This is a genomic window from Acetobacterium sp. MES1 (genome assembly GCF_002237635.1).
GTDB lineage: Bacteria > Bacillota > Clostridia > Eubacteriales > Eubacteriaceae > Acetobacterium > Acetobacterium wieringae.
In genome coordinates, this window is record NZ_MJUY01000002.1 from 64250 (window position 1) to 83777 (window position 19528).

General features: G+C 45.0%; 21 protein-coding genes and 1 other annotated feature. Of the genes, 8 read left to right on the top strand and 13 right to left on the bottom strand.

Annotation, left to right across the window (positions count from 1 at the left end):
* The first annotated feature begins 2 nt into the window (after positions 1-2).
* The 6 genes from BI182_RS00315 to zapA all read left to right on the top strand — a co-directional run bounded on the left by BI182_RS00315 (position 3) and on the right by zapA (position 6742).
* The gene (locus BI182_RS00315) at positions 3-671 is read left to right on the top strand and encodes a potassium channel family protein (protein ID WP_070371428.1); all 669 of its coding nucleotides are present in this window, start codon (positions 3-5) and stop codon (positions 669-671) included.
* A gap of 2 nt (positions 672-673) precedes the next feature.
* A complete protein-coding gene (locus tag BI182_RS00320; RefSeq protein WP_148638225.1) occupies positions 674-1492 on the top strand; it encodes a TrmH family RNA methyltransferase in 819 nt (272 codons plus the stop codon).
* A 5-nt stretch (positions 1493-1497) separates the two neighbouring features.
* Positions 1498-1729 (top strand) — a binding site (T-box leader).
* A gap of 34 nt (positions 1730-1763) precedes the next feature.
* Complete coding sequence (pheS, locus tag BI182_RS00325) at positions 1764-2786, top strand: phenylalanine--tRNA ligase subunit alpha (protein ID WP_070371426.1); 1023 nt, start codon at positions 1764-1766, stop codon at positions 2784-2786.
* Between the two features lie 13 nt (positions 2787-2799).
* On the top strand, positions 2800-5181 hold the full coding sequence (pheT, locus tag BI182_RS00330) for a phenylalanine--tRNA ligase subunit beta (protein ID WP_286804736.1): 2382 nt from the start codon (positions 2800-2802) through the stop codon (positions 5179-5181).
* Positions 5182-5195: 14 nt separating this feature from the next.
* Positions 5196-6074, top strand: coding sequence for a DNA-processing protein DprA (locus tag BI182_RS00335; protein ID WP_228879851.1), 879 nt, complete (start codon positions 5196-5198; stop codon positions 6072-6074).
* A 107-nt stretch (positions 6075-6181) separates the two neighbouring features.
* Positions 6182-6742: a cell division protein ZapA gene (gene zapA / locus BI182_RS00340; protein WP_242871614.1), complete on the top strand. Its 561-nt coding sequence runs from the start codon at positions 6182-6184 to the stop codon at positions 6740-6742.
* A 43-nt stretch (positions 6743-6785) separates the two neighbouring features.
* On the opposite strand, the gene lexA is transcribed toward zapA, so the two are convergent.
* The 8 genes from lexA to lpdA form a co-directional block, all read right to left on the bottom strand.
* The gene (gene lexA / locus BI182_RS00345; protein WP_286804740.1) at positions 6786-7430 is read right to left on the bottom strand and encodes a transcriptional repressor LexA; all 645 of its coding nucleotides are present in this window, start codon (positions 7428-7430) and stop codon (positions 6786-6788) included.
* 85 nt (positions 7431-7515) lie between these two features.
* A complete protein-coding gene (locus BI182_RS00350) occupies positions 7516-8496 on the bottom strand; it encodes a tyrosine recombinase XerC (protein ID WP_070371422.1) in 981 nt (326 codons plus the stop codon).
* Between the two features lie 525 nt (positions 8497-9021).
* A complete protein-coding gene (arsD, locus tag BI182_RS00355) occupies positions 9022-9408 on the bottom strand; it encodes an arsenite efflux transporter metallochaperone ArsD (protein ID WP_286804743.1) in 387 nt (128 codons plus the stop codon).
* A gap of 70 nt (positions 9409-9478) precedes the next feature.
* Complete coding sequence (locus BI182_RS00360; RefSeq protein ID WP_286804744.1) at positions 9479-10495, bottom strand: radical SAM protein; 1017 nt, start codon at positions 10493-10495, stop codon at positions 9479-9481.
* 96 nt (positions 10496-10591) lie between these two features.
* Positions 10592-10951 (bottom strand): ArsR/SmtB family transcription factor, encoded by a 360-nt coding sequence (locus BI182_RS00365; RefSeq protein ID WP_250936059.1) that lies wholly within the window; start codon positions 10949-10951, stop codon positions 10592-10594.
* 31 nt (positions 10952-10982) lie between these two features.
* The gene (locus tag BI182_RS00370) at positions 10983-11807 is read right to left on the bottom strand and encodes an XdhC family protein (RefSeq protein ID WP_228879831.1); all 825 of its coding nucleotides are present in this window, start codon (positions 11805-11807) and stop codon (positions 10983-10985) included.
* Positions 11808-11840: 33 nt separating this feature from the next.
* Positions 11841-13556: an arsenical pump-driving ATPase gene (gene arsA, locus BI182_RS00375; protein ID WP_286804745.1), complete on the bottom strand. Its 1716-nt coding sequence runs from the start codon at positions 13554-13556 to the stop codon at positions 11841-11843.
* Positions 13557-13671: 115 nt separating this feature from the next.
* Complete coding sequence (gene lpdA, locus BI182_RS00380) at positions 13672-15057, bottom strand: dihydrolipoyl dehydrogenase (RefSeq protein WP_286804746.1); 1386 nt, start codon at positions 15055-15057, stop codon at positions 13672-13674.
* Between the two features lie 265 nt (positions 15058-15322).
* On the opposite strand from lpdA, the gene BI182_RS00385 reads away from it, so the two are divergent.
* Both BI182_RS00385 and BI182_RS00390 read left to right on the top strand, forming a co-directional pair.
* Entirely contained in the window at positions 15323-16474 is a 1152-nt protein-coding gene (locus BI182_RS00385) for an aminotransferase class V-fold PLP-dependent enzyme (protein WP_250936064.1), read from the top strand.
* Positions 16474-17013: a (Fe-S)-binding protein gene (locus BI182_RS00390; RefSeq protein ID WP_286804748.1), complete on the top strand. Its 540-nt coding sequence runs from the start codon at positions 16474-16476 to the stop codon at positions 17011-17013. The genes BI182_RS00385 and BI182_RS00390 overlap by 1 nt, the downstream gene beginning before the upstream one ends.
* Before the next feature lie 82 nt (positions 17014-17095).
* Here the strand turns inward: BI182_RS00390 and BI182_RS00395 are convergent, their stop codons facing one another.
* The 5 genes from BI182_RS00395 to BI182_RS00415 are packed head-to-tail and all read right to left on the bottom strand — an operon-like array spanning position 17096 to position 19429.
* Positions 17096-17503 carry a putative zinc-binding protein gene (locus BI182_RS00395; RefSeq protein ID WP_228879820.1) on the bottom strand — a complete coding sequence of 136 codons (408 nt, stop codon included), beginning with the start codon at positions 17501-17503 and terminating at the stop codon, positions 17096-17098.
* The gene (locus BI182_RS00400; protein WP_070371408.1) at positions 17500-17907 is read right to left on the bottom strand and encodes a putative zinc-binding protein; all 408 of its coding nucleotides are present in this window, start codon (positions 17905-17907) and stop codon (positions 17500-17502) included. The genes BI182_RS00395 and BI182_RS00400 overlap by 4 nt, the downstream gene beginning before the upstream one ends.
* A complete protein-coding gene (gene gcvH, locus BI182_RS00405) occupies positions 17900-18748 on the bottom strand; it encodes a glycine cleavage system protein GcvH (RefSeq protein ID WP_286804751.1) in 849 nt (282 codons plus the stop codon). The genes BI182_RS00400 and gcvH overlap by 8 nt, the downstream gene beginning before the upstream one ends.
* Positions 18741-19055, bottom strand: coding sequence for a 4Fe-4S dicluster domain-containing protein (locus BI182_RS00410; protein WP_070371407.1), 315 nt, complete (start codon positions 19053-19055; stop codon positions 18741-18743). The genes gcvH and BI182_RS00410 overlap by 8 nt, the downstream gene beginning before the upstream one ends.
* A gap of 2 nt (positions 19056-19057) precedes the next feature.
* A complete protein-coding gene (locus tag BI182_RS00415; RefSeq protein ID WP_070371406.1) occupies positions 19058-19429 on the bottom strand; it encodes a hypothetical protein in 372 nt (123 codons plus the stop codon).
* Between the last annotated feature and the right edge of the window lie 99 nt (positions 19430-19528).

The following is a 19528-nucleotide window of genomic DNA, read 5'->3' on the forward strand; positions in this document are numbered from 1 at the left end:
AATTGAAAGAAAAGCAGTTTGCGGTTCTTGGTTTAGGGCGTTTTGGTGAAGCACTGGCCATCACCCTCAGCGAATTGGGCTGTAATGTTGTTGTCGTCGATAATGACGAAGAAAAAATTCAAAACATTGCGAATTTGGTAACCTATGCGGTGCAAGCGGATGTGACCGATATTAATGCACTGAAATCGATTGGCTTGAAGAATGTCGATGCGGTGGTGGTTTCCATTACCTCAGACATTAACAGCAGTATTATGGGTATTGTCAATGCTCAGGAACTGGGAATCAATGAAATTTATGGAAAAGCCAACAATGCCCAGCACGAAAAGGTGCTACTTAAATTAGGGGTCAAAAAAGTATTTTCTCCAGAGCGGGACATGGGTGAGCGGGTTGCGCATAATCTGTTTTCCGGCGATTTTATCGATATTTTGGAGCTGGATACCAATCATTCCATCGTTGAGGTGGAGTCCCTTCATATTTGGGAAGGAAAAAACCTGGAACAGTTAAACCTCCGGGAAAAACATGGCTTAAATGTAATTGCAATTCGGAGTCTGGATGTCTTAAATGCTTCGCCATTGGCCAGTGATGTGATTCATGCCGGAGATAAACTGATTGTGATGGGGGAGAATCGCTCCATTAATGAGATTAACAAACTGTCCCGAAAAGACCATTAACGATGTTTCCAGAAATTACATCAAAAAATAATGAGCAACTGAAGTATCTGCGTAAACTCAGCAGTAAATCCTTTCGGGACGCCGAAGGTACCTTTGCCATCGAAGGCACCAAGCTTTTTCTGGAAGCAGTTAAAAATCAATTGCAGTTTAAGCAGATCTTTATTACCAGCACTTGGCTAAAGATTAATGGCGCATCTGTCAGGGATCGTCTGGTTACTTTGGAGAACAATAAAGTTGCCATTGCAATCGTCAGTCCGACGATTCTGGCAAGCCTGTCCGGTTTACAAAAACCCGAAGGAATTATGGCGGTACTGCATAAAATTAATAGCCGACCGGGAACCTTCAAGCGTACGGTTTTACTGGAGGATGTTCAGGATCCCTACAATGTTGGTACCATTATTCGTACTGCCGATGCAGCAGGTTTTGACTGTGTGGTGACGTCTGCTAAAACAGCGGATATTTACAATGAGAAGGTACTACGGGGTTCGATGGGTTCGGTCTTTCACTTGCCGATTTATCAGGTCGTTTCGCTGCTTGATACGGTCAAGCAGTTAAAAGAGCAGCAGGTAACGATCATCGGTACTTCCTTAAGTGGCAGTTGTTTATGGGAACGCCAGTCCCTCAACGGTTCATTTGCCATCGTTATGGGGAATGAATCCCAGGGAATGTCGAAGCAAATGAGTGAATGCTGCGATCTGTTACTGAAAATTCCCATTTTGGGTCAAGCGGAGTCACTGAATGTGGCAACGGCTGCAGGTATAATCATGTATGATCTGATTCGAGATTTTAAGGAATGCCAGACCAAAGTAAAAGATAATTAAATAACTTATCTACAATGATAGAGCGAGTAAATAAAGATGAGACTTTACAGAGAAAAAATCCCAGGCTGAGAGATTTTGTGTTTAAATTTATTGAAGTTCCCTCTGGAGTTTTAGCTGTGAACCGCATCAACCAATTTTGATGATTGATAGCAGCTAACGTTAATTGCGTTAAAATTTTAAGTGAATACAATTATGTATTAATTTAAGGTGGTACCGCGGAATGATTTCGTCCTTTTGAGAGGACGATTTTTTTATTTATAAGGAGAAAGAAATGGAGCTAGAACTCAAACAATTACGAGATCGCTGTATAGCTGATCTAAGTGCCGTTACCGAACTGAAATCACTGGATAATGTCCGGATTAAGTATCTGGGTAAAAAAGGCGAACTGACCATTGCCCTAAAAGGAATGGGCAAGCTTTCCAACGAGGAACGTCCGGTCATTGGCAAGCTGGCCAATGAAATCCGGGAAGAAATTGAAAGTAACATCATGGCGCAAAAACAGTTACTGGAACAACAGGAAATTGAAGCGCAGATCAAAGAAGAACGTATCGATGTGTCCCTGCCTGGACAAAAACATCAGGCGGGAAACCTGCATCCGTTAACTACGATTATCAATGATTTAAAAGAAATCTTTCTGGGAATGGGCTTCTCCATTGCCGAAGGTCCGGAGATTGAATGGGCAAAATATAATTTTGACTATTTGAATGTGCCTCAGGATCATTCGGCCAGAGACCTCCAGGACACTTTTTACTATCAGGATGATATCGTGCTGAGAACTCAGACTTCACCGGTTCAAGTTCGGGTTATGGAAGAACAGCAACCACCCCTGCGGATTATTTCACCGGGTCGGGTTTATCGCTTTGATGAAATCGACGCTACCCATTCTCCAGTCTTCCATCAGATGGAGGGATTGGTGATTGATAAAGGCATCACCATGAGCGATCTTAAAGGAACCCTTGATTTATTTGCCAAGAAACTCTTTGGTGAACAGACGAAAACCAAGTTCCGCCCCCACCAGTTCTATTTTACCGAGCCCAGCGCTGAGATGGATGTAACCTGCTTTAAATGCGGCGGCGTTGGCTGTAAGGTTTGCAGCAACACCGGCTGGATTGAAATTCTCGGTTGCGGAATGGTTCACCCGAATGTTTTGCGCTTCTGTGGCATTGACCCGGATGAATACAGCGGCTTTGCCTTTGGCATGGGCCTTGACCGGATCACAATGATCAAGTATGGCATCAACGATCTGCGTTTATTGTTTGAAAATGATCTGCGTTTTTTAGCGCAATTTAAATAGGAGGAACCCAATTATGCTCGTTTCACTGAATTGGTTAAAAGAATTTGTTGATATAAAAATGGCACCGTTTGATTTTGGGGAGGCTCTGACGATGTCCGGGACAAAGGTGGAAACCCTAACGGTTGTTTCAGAAAATGTGGTTAATATCTTTACCGGACAAATTACCAAAATTGAAGCCCATCCCAATGCGGATAAGCTGACCGTCTGTACCGTGGATATGGGAACTGACCAACGGGTGATTGTCACTGCGGCCAAGAATGTCTTTGAAGGTGCCATTGTTCCGGTGGCCATTGATGGTGCGGTAATTGCCAATGGTACCAAAATCGGCACCAATGATTTTCGGGGATTGCTTTCCTATGGGATGTTCTGCTCGATTGAAGAACTGGGAATGAACACCGATTTATTTTCTAAAGAAATCATGGAAGGGATTCTGATTCTGCCGGAAAATACGCCGCTGGGAATGGATGCCCGGGAACTTTTGTGGCTTGATGACGTGATCATCGATGTGGAACTGACGGCTAACCGATCGGATTGCCAATCGATTGTGGGGATCGCCCGGGAAGCGGCAGCAACCCTGGATCTGCCAATGGCTGAAGTACCAGTTTATGACGCCACCGCAGAAAGTGCTGATGAAATCGCCGACTATTTGGCCGTACGTATTGAAGATTCTGCCTGCCCCCGATATGTCGCCAAGATGCTCAAAGTCAAGAAAATAGAAGACTCACCGCTGTGGATGCAGAAAAAGCTGCTAAACAGTGGGGTGCGGCCAATCAACAATATTGTTGACGTCACCAACTACGTGATGCTGGAGCTGGGCCAACCGCTCCATGCTTTTGATTACCACAGCCTTAAGTCACAGGAAATTGTGGTTACAACCACTGCCGATAAGAAGATGGTCACCTTAGACGATAAAGAGCGGGAAATTGATGAATCGATGCTGATGATCACCAATGGCAAGGCTCCAGTGGCCATTGCCGGAGTCATGGGCGGTGAAAACTCAGAAATCACCGATAAAACCAGTCTGATTGTTCTGGAATCGGCTAATTTTAACAAAGGCAGTGTACGTCTAACGGCTAAGCAACTGGGCCTGCGAACCGAAGCCTCATCCCGGTTTGAAAAGGGTGTTGATCCGGAATTAGCCGCAGTGGCAGCACTGCGGGCCACTCAGCTGCTACTGGATATTGGTGCCTGTGATGTTATCGAAGGGATGATTGATGTTTACCCTCAGGTGGCTGCATTAAAAAAAGTTGCCCTCGATGTTAATTGGTTTAATGCGTTTGTGGGGATTTCTTTGACTGTTGAGGAAGTTTCAAGCATGCTGACCCGGTTATTCTTTACGGTGAACAAAATAAGCGATGCCGTTTTGGAAGTTGAAGTGCCCAGTTATCGGATGGACATTGAGCTTAAAGAAGATCTGGCCGAGGAAGTGGTAAGGATTTTTGGCTATGATCGCATCCCTGGTACCATAATGGGCGGCGAAACCATGGTTGGCGGTAAAACCCCAGTGCAGAAATTTGAAGACAGCCTGAAAAACATTCTGGTGGGTCAGGGCTATTTTGAAACCCTGACATCCTCCTTTACCAGCGAAAAGCGTCTTCAGGGACTGAATACACAGCTTCCGGATAACCTGATTCCGCTGATTAATCCGCTGGGGGAAGAAAACAGCATCATGCGCCATACCCTCATTGGCCATCAGCTGGAAGTGATTTCACTAAACTATAATCGTAAAAACCCGGCGGGCTGTTTTTTTGAATTGTCCAATACCTATCGCAAAAACACCAAGCCAGGAGAATTACCGGTTGAAGCCAAAAAACTGGCCATCAGTTCCTATGGCAGCGGGGATTATTTTGAATTAAAAGGGGTTGTTGAGCTCTTGCTTGAGCATTTTGGAATTTACTATCCGGAGTTTGTTGCTGGCGGATCGGACTTCCTTCATCCCGGACGAAAAGCAGAAATTTTTGCCAATGGGACCAAACTCGGGGAAATCGGCGAGATTCATCCGATGGTTGTCAAGCATTATGAACTGCCGAAACGGTGTTATGTTTGTCAGTTATCGTTTGATGAACTTTTTGAATGTGCCAGCCTGGATAATAAATTTACTGATCTGCCAAAATTCCCGGCTTCTAATCGCGATTTGGCTATTTTACTCAAAGCTGAAATTCCGGCGGCAGCGATTGCGGCAATTATCCGTAAAAACAGCGGCGAAATCCTTGAAAGCATTGAATTGTTTGACGTCTATACCGGAGCTCAAATTCCGGCCGGTTATAAGAGTCTGGCCTATGCCTTAAACTTCCGTCATCACGAACGAACCCTCACTGACAATGATATTAATCCGGTTATCGACCAGATTCTCGGTGAATTGAAACAGGCATTTGATGCCCAACTCCGTGAGTAAGTATTGAAACGATCATGAATCTGATTTGTGAACATATTGTCGGGCTTCAGCAATTAAAAGGGGTCGGTCGACAGAAAACGATCCGCTTGCTGGAGTTGATCACCGCTCCTCAGCAGCTTTGTTTCCGGGAGTTGGTTGAAATCGGCCAGACTTTTGGGATGATTTCCAGCCAGATCAGCAAGGCCGAAATCGCAGCTGCTGAGGACTGTGCCCAGACGCTGGCCGAACAATGCGGTCAGCTGGGAATCTCTTGCTGCTCGTATTGGGATGAAGCGTTTCCGGATAGTCTGAAATTTTCGGATCATCCGGTGTTGATTTTTTATCAGGGCGACTTGAGTATTTTAACACATTCCAAACGGGCGGCAGTGATTGGCAGCCGCCAACCTTCCGCCTTGGGGGCAGATTTTGCTTTTCAAGCAGGTAAGTTACTGGCCGAAAACAATTTTGTGGTAGTCAGTGGCCTGGCGATCGGTTCTGATTCTTATGGGCACCAGGGTTGTTTGGATGCCGGTGGGAAGACGGTGGCCTTTCTGCCTTCTGGTTTAGCTCCGGTTTATCCCAGCACCAATCAGCAGTTGGCAGATAAAATCTGTGGCATGGGGGGCTGTCTGGTATCCGAATACCCCCATCATGAAACCCTTCTGCCATATAAGTTCGTAGAGCGGGATCGTCTTCAGAGTGCGTCCAGTCAGTTTGTGATTGTTTCCAATTTTACGCCGGGGAGCGGTACCATTTATACCCTGGATTACGCCAGAAAATACCAGAAAGCGATTTATTCCATTCCGGTTATCCATAGCGAATCACGGGCTGGTTTTAAGCATCTTGAGATAAAACAGATTGACTACCGAATTTTAAGCAATACAGAACTGGCTGATGTCATTGAGCAGTATTAATTGATAAATCAATTGTAATTTTCTTGTTTATTACCTATAATAGAATATAACAAAGAAGAACCTTTTTATCACTTTTGAGAACTAAATTTATTTCACAGGAGGAAAAAATGCCTGAACAAACAATCATGGAATTACGCATACTCGATACCGAATTTAATCTAAAGGCCAAGGGAAACGAAGAGCATATTAAGCACGTTTCTGACTACGTCAATACCGAATTGGAACGGGTCAAGGCTGCGAATCCCTTCACAAACCATATTCGGATTGCGATTTTAGGCTGTATGAATATTACCGAGCGGCTTTTCAACGCAGAGGAAGAAGTTCGGAGCAGTGAAGAAGTAAAAGCCAAAGAAGTCGGCGAGGTGAAACAAGTTAAAGCTGAACTCAAGAAACTCAGCGATTTGCTGGCCGAAGAACAGGCAAAATATCAAGCACTGGCTGAAGAGAAAGACTTATTGCAAAAAGAACTGGATGAAAAAAATGATCTGTTGGCCCAATACCGGGAACACTTACGACAAGGAAAAATTGAAAGTGAAACCAGCCGCAAAACAATCCTGGATCTCCAGAATCAGTTGTTTGAAAGCCAGATCGAATTGGTCAAAGCCAACAAAAATCATATCGAAAAAGATGTCTTTAAAAGCATTGAAGACAAAATGAAACTGGACTAACGGAAAATAAAAAAAAGATGTTTGCACATCTTTTTTTATTGCTCTAAAATTTGCGGATCAGACCGGTTACCTTGCCAAGAATTTTGATATCCTGGGCATTGCAGAAAATCGGATCCATGGTTTTATTTTCCGGTTGCAGCCGGATTTTATTGGGCTCGTCGTAAAAAATGCGTTTGACCGTGGCTTCGTTATCTTCAAGCAAAAGCGCTACAACAATGTCATTATTTCGGGCCGTCTCCTGCTTTCGGACGATGATTTTATCACCATCGAGAATCCCGGCTTCAATCATGCTAGTCCCCTTGACTATAAGAATAAAGGCGTCATCGGATCCGGTAAAATCGAGCGGCAGCGGGAAAATATCAGTAATGTTTTCAATTGCCAGAATTGGAGCACCGGCAGTGACGCAGCCTAAAATTGGCAATGAGATAATTGTTTTTTCATCAAAGTGACTGGAAATGGTTTCATTGGGATCGTGGCGCAACACCTCAATAGCCCGGGTTTTGGTTGAATCCCGCCTGATATAACCCAACTCTTCCAGCTTTTTCAGGTAGGTGTGGGCAGTGGAAGTCGATTTCAGATTAACAGCGGCACAAATTTCCCGCACCGATGGGGGATAACGTTTATCGCGCATTTGAGTTTCGATGAATTTCAAGATATCTAATTGTTTGCTGTTTAAATCCTCGTACATGAGTTTTCCTCCAAAATAGTTATGCTTCATTATAGCATATCACCAGATTAAAGGCAAACGTAAGTTCTTAATTTTACCATTGTTGTCAATCATCGCTTTCAAACTGTGCCAACGGATTTTGGTTAAGGGTATCCCGGAGGATTTCTTCATTGACATGGGTATAGATCTGAGTGGTTGAAACATTCTGATGACCAAGAATTTCCTGAACCGAGCGCAAATCGGCATTGCCATAACGGAACATCAGGGTTGCAGCGGTGTGGCGGAGTTTGTGGACACTGATTTCATCGGTATTGAGACCGCAATTCGCCAGATGTTTCTTGACCAGGTGCTGAACCGCCCGATTGCTGATCGGGCCATTTTGCTGGCTGAGAAAGAGATAGGGGCAGTTGGATTCTGGGCGCACCGCCAGATAGCGATTGATGGCTTTTAAGCAGGCATGGTTTAAAAAGACGGTACGCTCTTTATTACCCTTACCAATGATGCGCAGGGCATCGTTTTTGATGTCGGAAATCTTTATTTGGGTCAGCTCGGAAAGACGCATCCCGCAATTGAGAAACAGGGTAATAATGGCAAAGTCCCTTTCTTTATGGCGACCGGTAATCCCTTTCAATAAATCCACGGCTTCGTCCCATTCCAGATAACGGGCATGACGGGCCGGGAGTTTGGGCATTTCCAGTTCAGTCACCGGGTTGGGCAGAAAGTACTTTTGCTTATTGCACAGATAATTAAAGAATGAACGTAAGGAAGAGACCTTGCGGCTTCGGGCCGCATCTGCATTTTGCCGTTCCTTACTGGAGTAGGAAAGAAAGGCATAGAGAATCCCCAGATTTACCGATTTTAAGACATCAATGTCGATATCATCGATGGGAATTGCATCAAAAGGCAGCGATTGGGGAACCATCGCAAAATAGCGTTTGAGGAAGCGGAAAAAAATAATCAGATCATAACGGTAAGCCTGGGCGGACTTTTCAGAATAACCTTTAATGGTTAAAACATAATTTAGGAATTCATCCAGCAGTGCATTATTGGGAATAATTTTATCAGTTAGATTGGTTGGGATGGTCATCAGAGTCTCCTAAAATTTTTGCCGGGGTTGGCTGGTAACAGCTGCAAAAAAGATGGCATAAGCTGAGATGGTATTTGCACAAGCACCGGCAGATTTTATTATAGCTTACCACACTTTAGCCATTTTGTCACGAAACTTACATTTTGCGACATAATATTTTTGCTTATTTCAAATTCATACTGAGCTTTGTTTGGTGCATTGTTATAATCACAGTTATTCTCAGGTTCAAAAAATACCCTCATTAATACTTATCTGATGTTAAAACGATCATTCCAAATCTTAACAGTTGTTCTTCATCTTAACAGTTGTTCTTCAATAGATATACAGATTTTTTCCGAAATGATCACAACGATAAAACACAACGATAAAACAAACGGATCGTCAGGTTTAGTAATGACGATCCGTTTGTAAATAGCCGCAGCACTTTATTATGGTGCTTGCATTGTTGCCAATGGTGATCACGCTTTTGTCGCAAAAAGTTTCTTTGTGACAAAATGGTTCGCATGAAATAGTCGGTGCTCTTATTTAACAACAACCCTCTTTATCACAGCCGCAACCACAAGTCGTTGGTTTATCATTTTTCTGTACCATCTTGATAATATCTTCTCTGGTCATGCCTGCCCACTCTGCAAAATTGGCATTGGATGGGTAGGAAGCTTTCTGTTTGACTTTCCCATCCACAACGGTGATTGGCAAAGCTTCGGTACCTTCATTGGCAATGATATCGTTGACTTCTTTATTGGTAACAAAGGCCATCGGATCACTGGAAAGATTGTAACGGATAATTTTTCGCCCTTCCCCCTCCAGTTCATTTAAGAAAGTTGCCACTCTTAACAATTCCTGATCCACACCTGGTCCACAAACACCGGTAGAGCAACACATTGCGGGCTCATAAATTTCTACTTTACTCATTTTTCTTTCTCCATTTCGTTATTTATTATTGTATAAATTTGACTAACATAAATTATCCCAGATAACCGGATTACGGACAGCGGACAAAATTTCGAACCCATAAACAGTCAGAGCAGGAAGGCGTGTTGAAATAGCAATCATACTTGGTGTCTTCCACCAGACTGCAGCCGCTTCGTAAATCACAGTCGATACAGGACGGATACTGGTTGTTATAAACCGTATGCCAGAAACTCTGATAGTCTTTGCCTTCGATGATTTCTTTTAGAGATTTTTCTTTGATGTTGCCAAATGAATGTTTGATGACTCTTTTTTTGTCGCCAAAGACATATTCGTCATAACTGTTTGCCAACCGATAGCAGGACATCACTTCCCCCTGGGTGTCAATATAAATATAGCCCTTATCAATAAAGGTACAGCGGCGTTCGGTTTTTAATTCCATATCCGGGATGTTAATTTTTATGTCCCGATAGGTAAAGATTTTTTCCAGATAAGCCTTGCCTTCCGGATTTTGATAGCGGGTATAAAAAATATCATCCGCATCTTTCTCATTGATCGGCAATAGATGAGAAAGCGATAAACGGTGGAAGCCGTAGTGCCGCATCATCTTCATGATGTCAAATAAGGCGTCGGCATTGCTTTTTGTCAGTACATAGGCCACCCCAACTTTCGGCGTCGGTGAATGGGTTTGTTTATGATAATTGGAGATGGCTTCAAAGGTTTTGATCAGCTGATCCTTGACACCCTGGGTATCTTCGTGATATTGATCGGCTGAAAAATAAACTTCCGTAAATTTTTCGCAAAGTATTTTAGCATTTTCTTCGGTCATGATGCCGTTACTGGTCATCAGTAGTTTATAGCCTTCAAATAACTCGACCGCTTCTTTAAAATGGGGGTAAACCGTTGGTTCCCCGATTCCGCCGAAAAAAACTTCCTCTAGTGCGGGAAATTCTTTAACCTGTTCCCGGATCGATTTGAGCAACTCCAAATCCATATCACCCTCAACCGTATCCCAGGTATGCCGAAAACACATCTCGCAATTCAGATTACACCGATTTGTGAGTTCAATATAAATCCGTTTCAGTTCCATATTTGCCTCGCTTCATTCTTGTTCTCCCAAACGACAGGGGGTTCAGAAAGATTATAATGACTTACTCTTCTTCCCCATCGATTTTGTTTTATTTTTTTATACGATCAGAGCTGTAATACTGTGGCAGGTTAATTCACTGTTTCGATACTGTATCAGTTTATTTAATTCAGCCACAAATAAATTTTCTTTACCTAATTCTGTTTCGAAAATTGCTGTCAGAAAGGGATGTTCGGTGAGAACCAGATCTTTAATTCGGTAATAGGCAAATTTATTTTCGCGACGACTTTCCAAAAAACCGGCATCGCTCATTAAGCGCAGATGTTTGGACAAATTCGATTGCGAAATACCGAGCAAATACTCCAGCTCGCAAACGCATAATTCCTGCACATAAAGTAAATTCAGAATTCGCAAACGATTGGTATCAGACAATACTTTAAGTATTTCGATGACTGTCATTTTTTCCTCCATTAATGGTTGCTCTAAAAAACTACTCATTTGTTTTAGTTTGCACTTTTCGTTTCAGCTCTTTCCGGGGTATCCCGGTGCCACCATTTTTGATCATCAAGATTTCAGCCAGAATCGAAAAGCCAACTTCCTCCGGTGACATGTCGCAGATATCCAAGCCCACCGGGGTATGGACTTGTTCAAGCAAGTCGGCGGCGATCCCCTCTGCTTCCAGCTGTTTGTACATTTCTTTTGTTTTTTGAAAGCTGCCCAGCATCCCGACATAAGCAAAATTCTTTTGCAGTGAGCCTTTTAGGGCCGATTTATCCTGGGTATGGGTTGAGGCACAACAGACGTAGTAGGCACCATCAGCAATATCCGTTTCCAGGATGGCTTTTTCAAAATCATCACAGGGAATAAACTGATCAGCCACCGATATCTGCTCTTTAATTTGTTCGGGTTGACGGGTATCAAAAAGAATCGTTTCAAAATGGAGCATCCTGGCCAAATTTAGAACCGCATAGCCAACATGACCGGCATTGCAAACAACCAGCTGCAACCGGGGGCTGACCACTTCGACAAATAAACTGACATTAAAGGTGCATCCCAGACCAGCTGCTTCATAGGTGGGGATGTGTTCATAACGCTTAAAAAAGCTTTGGCGATCTTTAATGGCTTGTTTGGCATCGGCTAAAGCCTCACGCTCAAACTGGCCACCGCCGATCGTTCCCATGGCGGAGCCATCTTCAAGCAGTAAGATTTTCTTTCCAATTTTGCATGGGGAAGTTCCCTCAGCATCCACCACAGTCAGAATGGCGTAAGCCAGACCGGCTTTTTTTGCTTTTAGCTGTTCCTGTAATATATCCATATGTTTCCTTTCTGAGTTCATTTGCCTCACGCATTATTTTTTCCAGGGAATAACCACATAATTGCCGTTGGTGTCTTTGGCTATTCGTTTAATCCATTTTTGTTCGTTATTGGCTCTGGCCCGTAAAAATGGATCTTTGGTATCGGTAGCCAGTAGGCTGGCGTTCATCACCCACCATTTGCTCAGAATACCGGCCCGTTTTAAGTCGGCTTCTAACCGGAGGGCCTCAAAAACTGGGGTTGCTTCTGGCAGGGCGACGATAACAACTTCGGTTTCGGCCTGATTTTGCAGACGTGGGAGCAGATTGACGACGGAATCGGGAATATCGGCATTGGATCGCTGCATTTCTTTATGGTAACTTTCAGTAGAGTTGAGTAGCAGCAGGGTATGTCCGGTGGGGGCGGTGTCAATGACTACCACCCCATCTTCAGCTTTTTCGACCTGTTCCGCAAAGGCTCTGAATACAGCAATTTCCTGGGTGCAGGGAGATTCCAGATCTTCAATGATATAGTCGATGTCATCTTGACTCATGTTAGCTGCTTTGGCTTTACCAATGACTTCATCCCGATATTTCTGCAGTTCTACGGCTTCATCAATATTACTGACGGTGATATTTTCCCCGCCCATGGTTGCGGCACTGAGATGACCAGCCGGGTCGGTGGTGGTCAGGTAAACCTTTTTGCCCATTTTTGAAAGGCCCAGCGCAATCGCAGCGGCAATGGTAGTTTTACCGACGCCGCCTTTACCCATGGTAAAGATAACTTTTTTGTTGGAATCAACCATGTCTTTGACCAGGTTTTCCAAACCGGGCAAATCGCTGATTTTCTGTACTTGCTCTGCTTTAATCGCGTCATCTTCAGTAAACAGGCGACGAATGTTGTCGACCCCGGCAACGTTATAGGCCCGTAATGGCAGGGTATAAATATCCAGGGTTTTTAAGCTATTGGGAATATTTTTAACGGCATCTTTTTGCTTATCGTAGAAAGCCGTGGCAATGTCATCGGATTGGTCAAAGTTCTCCAGGGCCCCATTGATGATCAATAGTTGATTGTCTACCCCAATTTCTTTAAGTTCCTTTGATGCTCTGGCCGCTTCGGCCAGTGGCGATGGTTCGGGACGGGAAACCAGAATCAGGGTTGTCTTGTCGCCATCGGATAAGGTTCGCACGGCTTTTTCATACATTTTCTTTTGTTCGGTCAAACCCGATAACTGCCCCAGGCAGGAAGCGCCGTGGGTACTTTCATCAATAAAGCTATCCCAGGCTGATGGTAGTTGCAGCATTCTGAGGGTGTGTCCGGTGGGGGCGGTATCAAAGATAATATAATCATAGTCTTGGCTCATTTTTTCATCGGTGATGAAGCGGGAAAATTCGTTAAAGGCCGCAATCTCAACGGTGCAGGAACCGGCCAGCTGTTCTTCCATACTGGCAATGGCAACATCCGGTAATTTCCCCCGATAGGGGCCAACGACGGATTCCTTATACTCTTTTGCGGCCTGGATCGGATCCAGGTTGGCAACCACGAGATTGGGGACATTCTTAATCGGTACTCCTTGACCGGTTAATGCGGTTTCAAAAACATCCTGTAAATTTGACGCCGGATCGGTGCTGACGAGAAATACACGCTTGCCCTGATCAGCAAGACTCACTGCCGTGGCACAGGCTGTGGAGGTTTTGCCGACGCCGCCTTTGCCGGTATAGAATAAATATTTTGTTAAGCTTACCTGATCGGGTGAAAAATTCTTATACATGATAATCCTTCTTTCTTATATGAATGTATCTTCATATGTCTTATTAATCATATGATAATTCATTCATGTAACTAAGTCAAGCGTTTTTTGCTCATCTTAAATATCTTTAAAATTTTTACAAACGCATCTTAACTTTATTAATTGATTTTCCATGGACATCATGAAGGGCTTCCATGATCGCTTCGGACAGGGTCGGGTGCGGATGAATCACCTCCCCAAGGGCTTCTGCCGTTAAGCCGAGGTGGACGGCCATGGTCAATTCGGCCAACAGGTCGGTGGCCTCTGGTCCGATAATCGAGGCCCCAATGATCACATCCTCCTGATTGACAATAATTTTAACCTGGCCCTGAATTTTCCCGATGATCTGGGCTTTACCCAGTGATCGGAAATCAAAACTGCCGGTTTTATACTTGATCCCCTTAATCTGGGCTTCTTTTTCGGTTAACCCGACTGCGGCAACCTGGGGGTCGGTATAAACACATCGGGGGATCGCTTTATGGGCGCCGGATTTATTGTGCCCCAGCATATTTTCGGCGGCAATAATCCCCTCTTTTGAGGCGACATGGGCCAAATATGGGCTGTTAATCAGATCACCGACGGCATAAATACCGGCAACACTGGTTTCCAGATGATCATTAACTTCAATATGCCCCCTGGGATCAACAGCGATTCCCAATGCTTCCAGATTCAGTCCACTTGCAAAGCTGGCCCGGCCAATGGCTAGCAACAGCATTTCGGCTGCTAAGGTTTTGCCATCTGCCAATGTCACCACGACTCCAGCGTCCGAAACCGCCACATTGGACACACTGTTGGCGGTGATGACTTTTATTTTTTCTCGTTTGAATTGCCGCATGACTTGTTTGGCGACATCCTCATCCTCGGAGGGCAGCAGCTGTGGGGCCATTTCGACAATCGTGATTAGGGTCCCCATCCGACTAAAAAACTGTCCCAGTTCACAACCGATGACGCCGCCGCCAACAATAATCATCGATTTGGGCGGCTGTTGCAGTGACAGGGCCTCGGTGCTGGTAATCACCCGCACACCATCATACTGAAATAATTCCGGACAGATCGGGACGGACCCGGTGGCCAGTAGGATTTTATCACTGACCAGGGTTTCAAGCCCGCCATCGTTTAACTCGACGCTGACGGTATGGGCATCGATCAGTCGGCCAGTCCCTCGCACCAGCGTAACCCCATTTGATTCAAAAAGAAATTCTATTCCCTTAACCAAACCGGATACCAGCTTGTCTTTGCGTTCGATTACCTGATTTAGATCGGCAAAAGTATGCTCATTGAATACCCCGAATTTCTCAGCTTCCAACGAGGTCGTCAATACATCGGCCGAAGCCAGTAAGGCCTTGGTTGGAATACAGCCCACATTGAGGCAGGTTCCCCCGACCCTGTTTTTTTCGACAACGGTCACTTCTGCCCCTAACTTAGCTGCCATAATGGCAGCTTCATAGCCACCGGGGCCAGCACCAATAATTGTAATTTTCATGGTATCTCCTTGTATTTGTCTGAAATATTTATGTAACGATAATGAAGCCAGTGCCGTCATAAAATTACGGTTACTGATATGATCTATTTTTCTCTCAATTATGTCAACTGTTAATTTCTTGCCCTGTTTTTAAGTAAAATCATGGAAATTCGATTTTAATCAACCCAAATTCTACCTGTTAAATTTATTGACGAATTTATTTTTTGCGCTTATGATAAAAGAGATAACTAAGGATATTATTAAATGATTATAGAAGGAGACATATATGGATATTTATCTGGATAATGCGGCCACCACCTTTCCCAAGCCGCTGGCCGTTCCTGATGCGATTTATGATTATATTGTCAATAATGGCGGGACTTCTGGACGCGGCTCCTACGAAAAGGCGATTCTGGCCGATGGTCTGGTTTATCAGACCAGAAAAAGTCTTGCCAAATTGTTCAACCACAACGACCCCAAAACAGTGGTGTTTACTTCTTCCGTTACGGAATCGTTAAATCTGGCCCTCCAGGGTATTTTAAAGCCTGGCGATCATGTCGTCACCAGTGCGCTGGAGCATAACGCTGTCTGGCGATGTCTGAAAACCCTGGAACGGGATCGGGGCATTACGATTTCAGTGGTTCCGGCCACGGCTCAGGGCGAAACGGCGATTGAGGATGTGGAAGCGGCGATCACACCGGAAACCCGGATGATTGTTTTTACCCATGCTTCCAATGTCCTGGGAACCATTCAACCGATTGGTGAGATCGGCGCTTTAGCCCGCAGGCAGAACCTGCTTTTTCTGGTGGATGCCGCCCAGACGGCGGGGGTGATTCCCATTGATGTCCAGGCCCAGAACATTGATCTGTTGGCCTTTACCGGCCATAAAAGCCTGTTGGGACCAATGGGTACCGGCGGCCTGGTTGTCAATTGCGAGGCTGAAATTCATCCCCTTATCTCCGGTGGGACCGGCGGAGATTCAGCCTACGAATACCAGCCGGATTATTATCCCAACCATTTGGAAGCCGGTACCATGAATGTCAGCGGCATCATCGGTTTGGGGGCCGCACTTTCGTTTCTAGAGGCTGAAGGCCTGGCGACAATCCGTCATAAAGAGGATGCTCTGATGGACTATGCCCTCAATGCTTTAAGTACGGTGCCGGGAATCGAAATTTATGGCCCCTGTGATTCTTCCAAGAGTGTCGGGGTTATTCCGTTTAATCTTGAAGGACAGGTTCCCGAAGAAATCGCCTTTTATCTGGATCAGGAATGTCAGGTGATGATCCGCGCTGGCTTGCATTGCGCCCCCAGTGCCCATCGTTTGATTGGGACGGTGACCCGGGGCAGCTGTCGCATTGGGATTGGCTATTTCAATGAACCGGCGCATATCGATGCCTTGGTTAATGGCTTGAAATCATATTTAAAGGAGAATAACTAATGTACCTCGAAACCATCAGCCTTATTTACATCAAACCCTGCACCACCGGTGGCGGTCGGATTAAATTTCGGGCGAAGCTCAGCAATCCGGTTCCTGACGTCATGCCCTATCTCAATACGGTGATTAAGACCGGCCTTTATATTCCCTCAGCCCATACCTTTACCTATAAGATCGGCAGTCATATCATCAATATCCACGATCGCAATCTTACCTGTACCCAATTAACCAATGAAGCCCAGTGTTATGAAATGATCGATCATATTTATAATCTTATCAATGAGACTTGGGCAAACAAAGATAATATCGAACCCAATGAGGAAACCCGGGAGCGCCCCAGTGCGATACAGCTTTATAAATTGTTGCCCAAGAAAATTGGCTGTAAGGTCTGTGGCCAGGGTTCCTGCATGGCCTTTGCCTCCAAACTGATATTAGGCAGCTGTCGGCTGAACCAGTGTACCCTGATGAAAGAAGAGGAGTATGCCCCCAATTATTTAAGCCTGGAAGCCCATCTGCAGCTGCTGGGTTATGAAACCGACTGAGTCCGTTAAACCAGAATAATCATCTTAACCCAAAAGCCAGATCATTTTTGTCAATGATCTGGCTTTTTTGATGATGGTTTTGTTATTGTTTGGCTAAAATATCGTCAAATATCTGACAGGTTATAGCAGCGGTTTTGTTGACATACTCATGGTGTTCGTCGGTTAGATGACGGGTTGACAAGGGCTTTTCCAGGGATTTGTCTTCGCCGATAATCTCGGCCACATCGACGCTACCGGCAACCTGATTGCTGTATTTTTCAATGGCCCGTTTGGCACAGCATTTGGAACAGCCATCGACGGCAATGGTCGGATATTTTTCGGCAAATTCCCGTTCGCCGCCATCACCAGCGATAAATAAGGGCAGACAAAGGGTCGATACCATCCCCGGTTTGAGTTCTTCCATCATTTTACGCACTGCCAGCCGGGAAATGGTCCCCCCCAGGCACTCTTCACCGCTGCAGGAAATAATCCCAATTTTATTGTTTATCATAGCAAGTCACCCCCACCTTTTATTTCTTTAACATCAGCAGCTAAAATTTCGGCCAGTTCTTCGGCATAGTTCCAACCGTCTTGAGTAAGGGCAGTTCCCGTACCATGTTCTTCACCGCGATGGGCTTTCATAAAATCGGGAACCTTATGACTTTTAACGACAACGCCGCCGGTTTCTTCGACACTTTTTTTAGCGCAGTATTTGGCACAACCATCCATGGTGATGCAGGATTTGCCGTTAATCTTGGCCACGACCTCATCATCACCGGTGACCACATGGGCCAGGCAGAGGGTCTCGGTGTCGTTGGGACACTTTTCCTCAGTTACCATTAATACCGATTCTCTGGCCAGTAAACCAAATACTTTGCCAATTCCGCTGCAGGGGATTACTTTTATTTTAGACATCGATTTCTGCTACCTTTCGTTGTAAAAATTCAAAATAGGCCGGGCAATCGTGGAGAAGATCCTGATCTTCGGAAAAATCACGGAGTTTCACTTCCACCAGCCAGCCTTTTTCGTAGGGACTTTCGTTGACCTGTTCCGGGGCATCATTTAAACTGCTATTGACAGCCACCACAGTACCAGAAACCGGTGAAATAATTTCAAACACCGCTTTGCTGGACTCGATGCTGCCTAAATCGTCAAACTGTTCAAACTCATCGCCGATTTCCGGCGGGTCGACATAGAGAATGTCTGACAGGTTCTGTTGTACATAATCACTGACCCCCACCCGAGCCATCTTTCCGGACACGGTCACCCAACAGTCGTTTTCATTGAAGAAATAATTGCTTTGGGGGACCTTGAAAATAAATTTTCCATGGGAAAAGCTGTTATACTCAACCGCTTCCGGTTCAATAAACTCCGACTCCGCCTGATCAGCGGCACTACTATTTACTTTTGCCAAGACAGCCTGGACAACCGCCCGGGTGTCATCATTTTCCTGAATGTCGACCCCCAGTTTGATATCCAGGGTTTTGGCGACTTCACTGACATTGACTTTGTCCTTGATGGCCAGTTCCAGATCGCCAGCCAGTTTACTGGCACAGCGGGTATTGCAGCCATCGATGATGGTTAAATCGCCAGCGGCCAGGGCTTTTTCGTAGCGGCTGCGGTTCTGATTTAATAACACCGGACAGATCAGCGCTACTTCTGCTGACTGGGCCAGCTCCAGGGCCACTCGCCGGGACAGATCCCCGGCGCATTTATCCAGGCCGTTACAGGGCAATACATAAATTGACTCACTCATTGGCTTCAGCCTCTTTTTCTGCTGCTTTTTCTGCCTTACGGATGGCTTTGATCATCTTGGTGGTTTCGGTTTTATCCGGAAAGGTAATGGCATCCGGACCACAGGTTTTGGCACAGGCCCGACAGAAAACCACACAGTTATTGGGGTTTTTGACCTTTAACTTGGGTTTGGCATTCTCATCGACTTCAAAAACCTGATGGGGGCAGAATTTCACACAGTCCATACAATCGTTGCATTTTGAAAAATCAATACGGGGAGACCAGTCAATCCGATCCCGTTCGACACCCATAAAAGTTGATTCACTCATGGCTACACCTCATATCCCATTTCTTCCAGTTTGTTTTCCACCACTTCAAAGGCTTTTTCGTTGGTCATATCGCGGATATCCAGCATCACGGCATCTTCTTCAATATTAAGGCCGGCTTCTTTAAAGGCATCCTTGAACATTTTCCGTTGCATATTGGGGGCACAGGCGCCAATGATTACTTTGCGATGGGACTTTAAAAAATCAGCCAGAAAACGATCGCCATCTTCTTCGCACAGTTGTGGATGAATAAAGGCGTATTCCACCGGCAACTCGACCCGTACCTGGTTGATGAAATCCCAAATATCCATGGCTTGAAAGCCAGGACATTTTCCGGTACAGACACACATAATAAAACCTGGTAATTCTTGACTCATATCTTCCACCTCGTTTATAATATAATTAAATGCTTATGGTTGAATTCATTATACGCCTCTCGGTTATGGGTGTCAAGGGCAATCGATTAAGTTTGCATT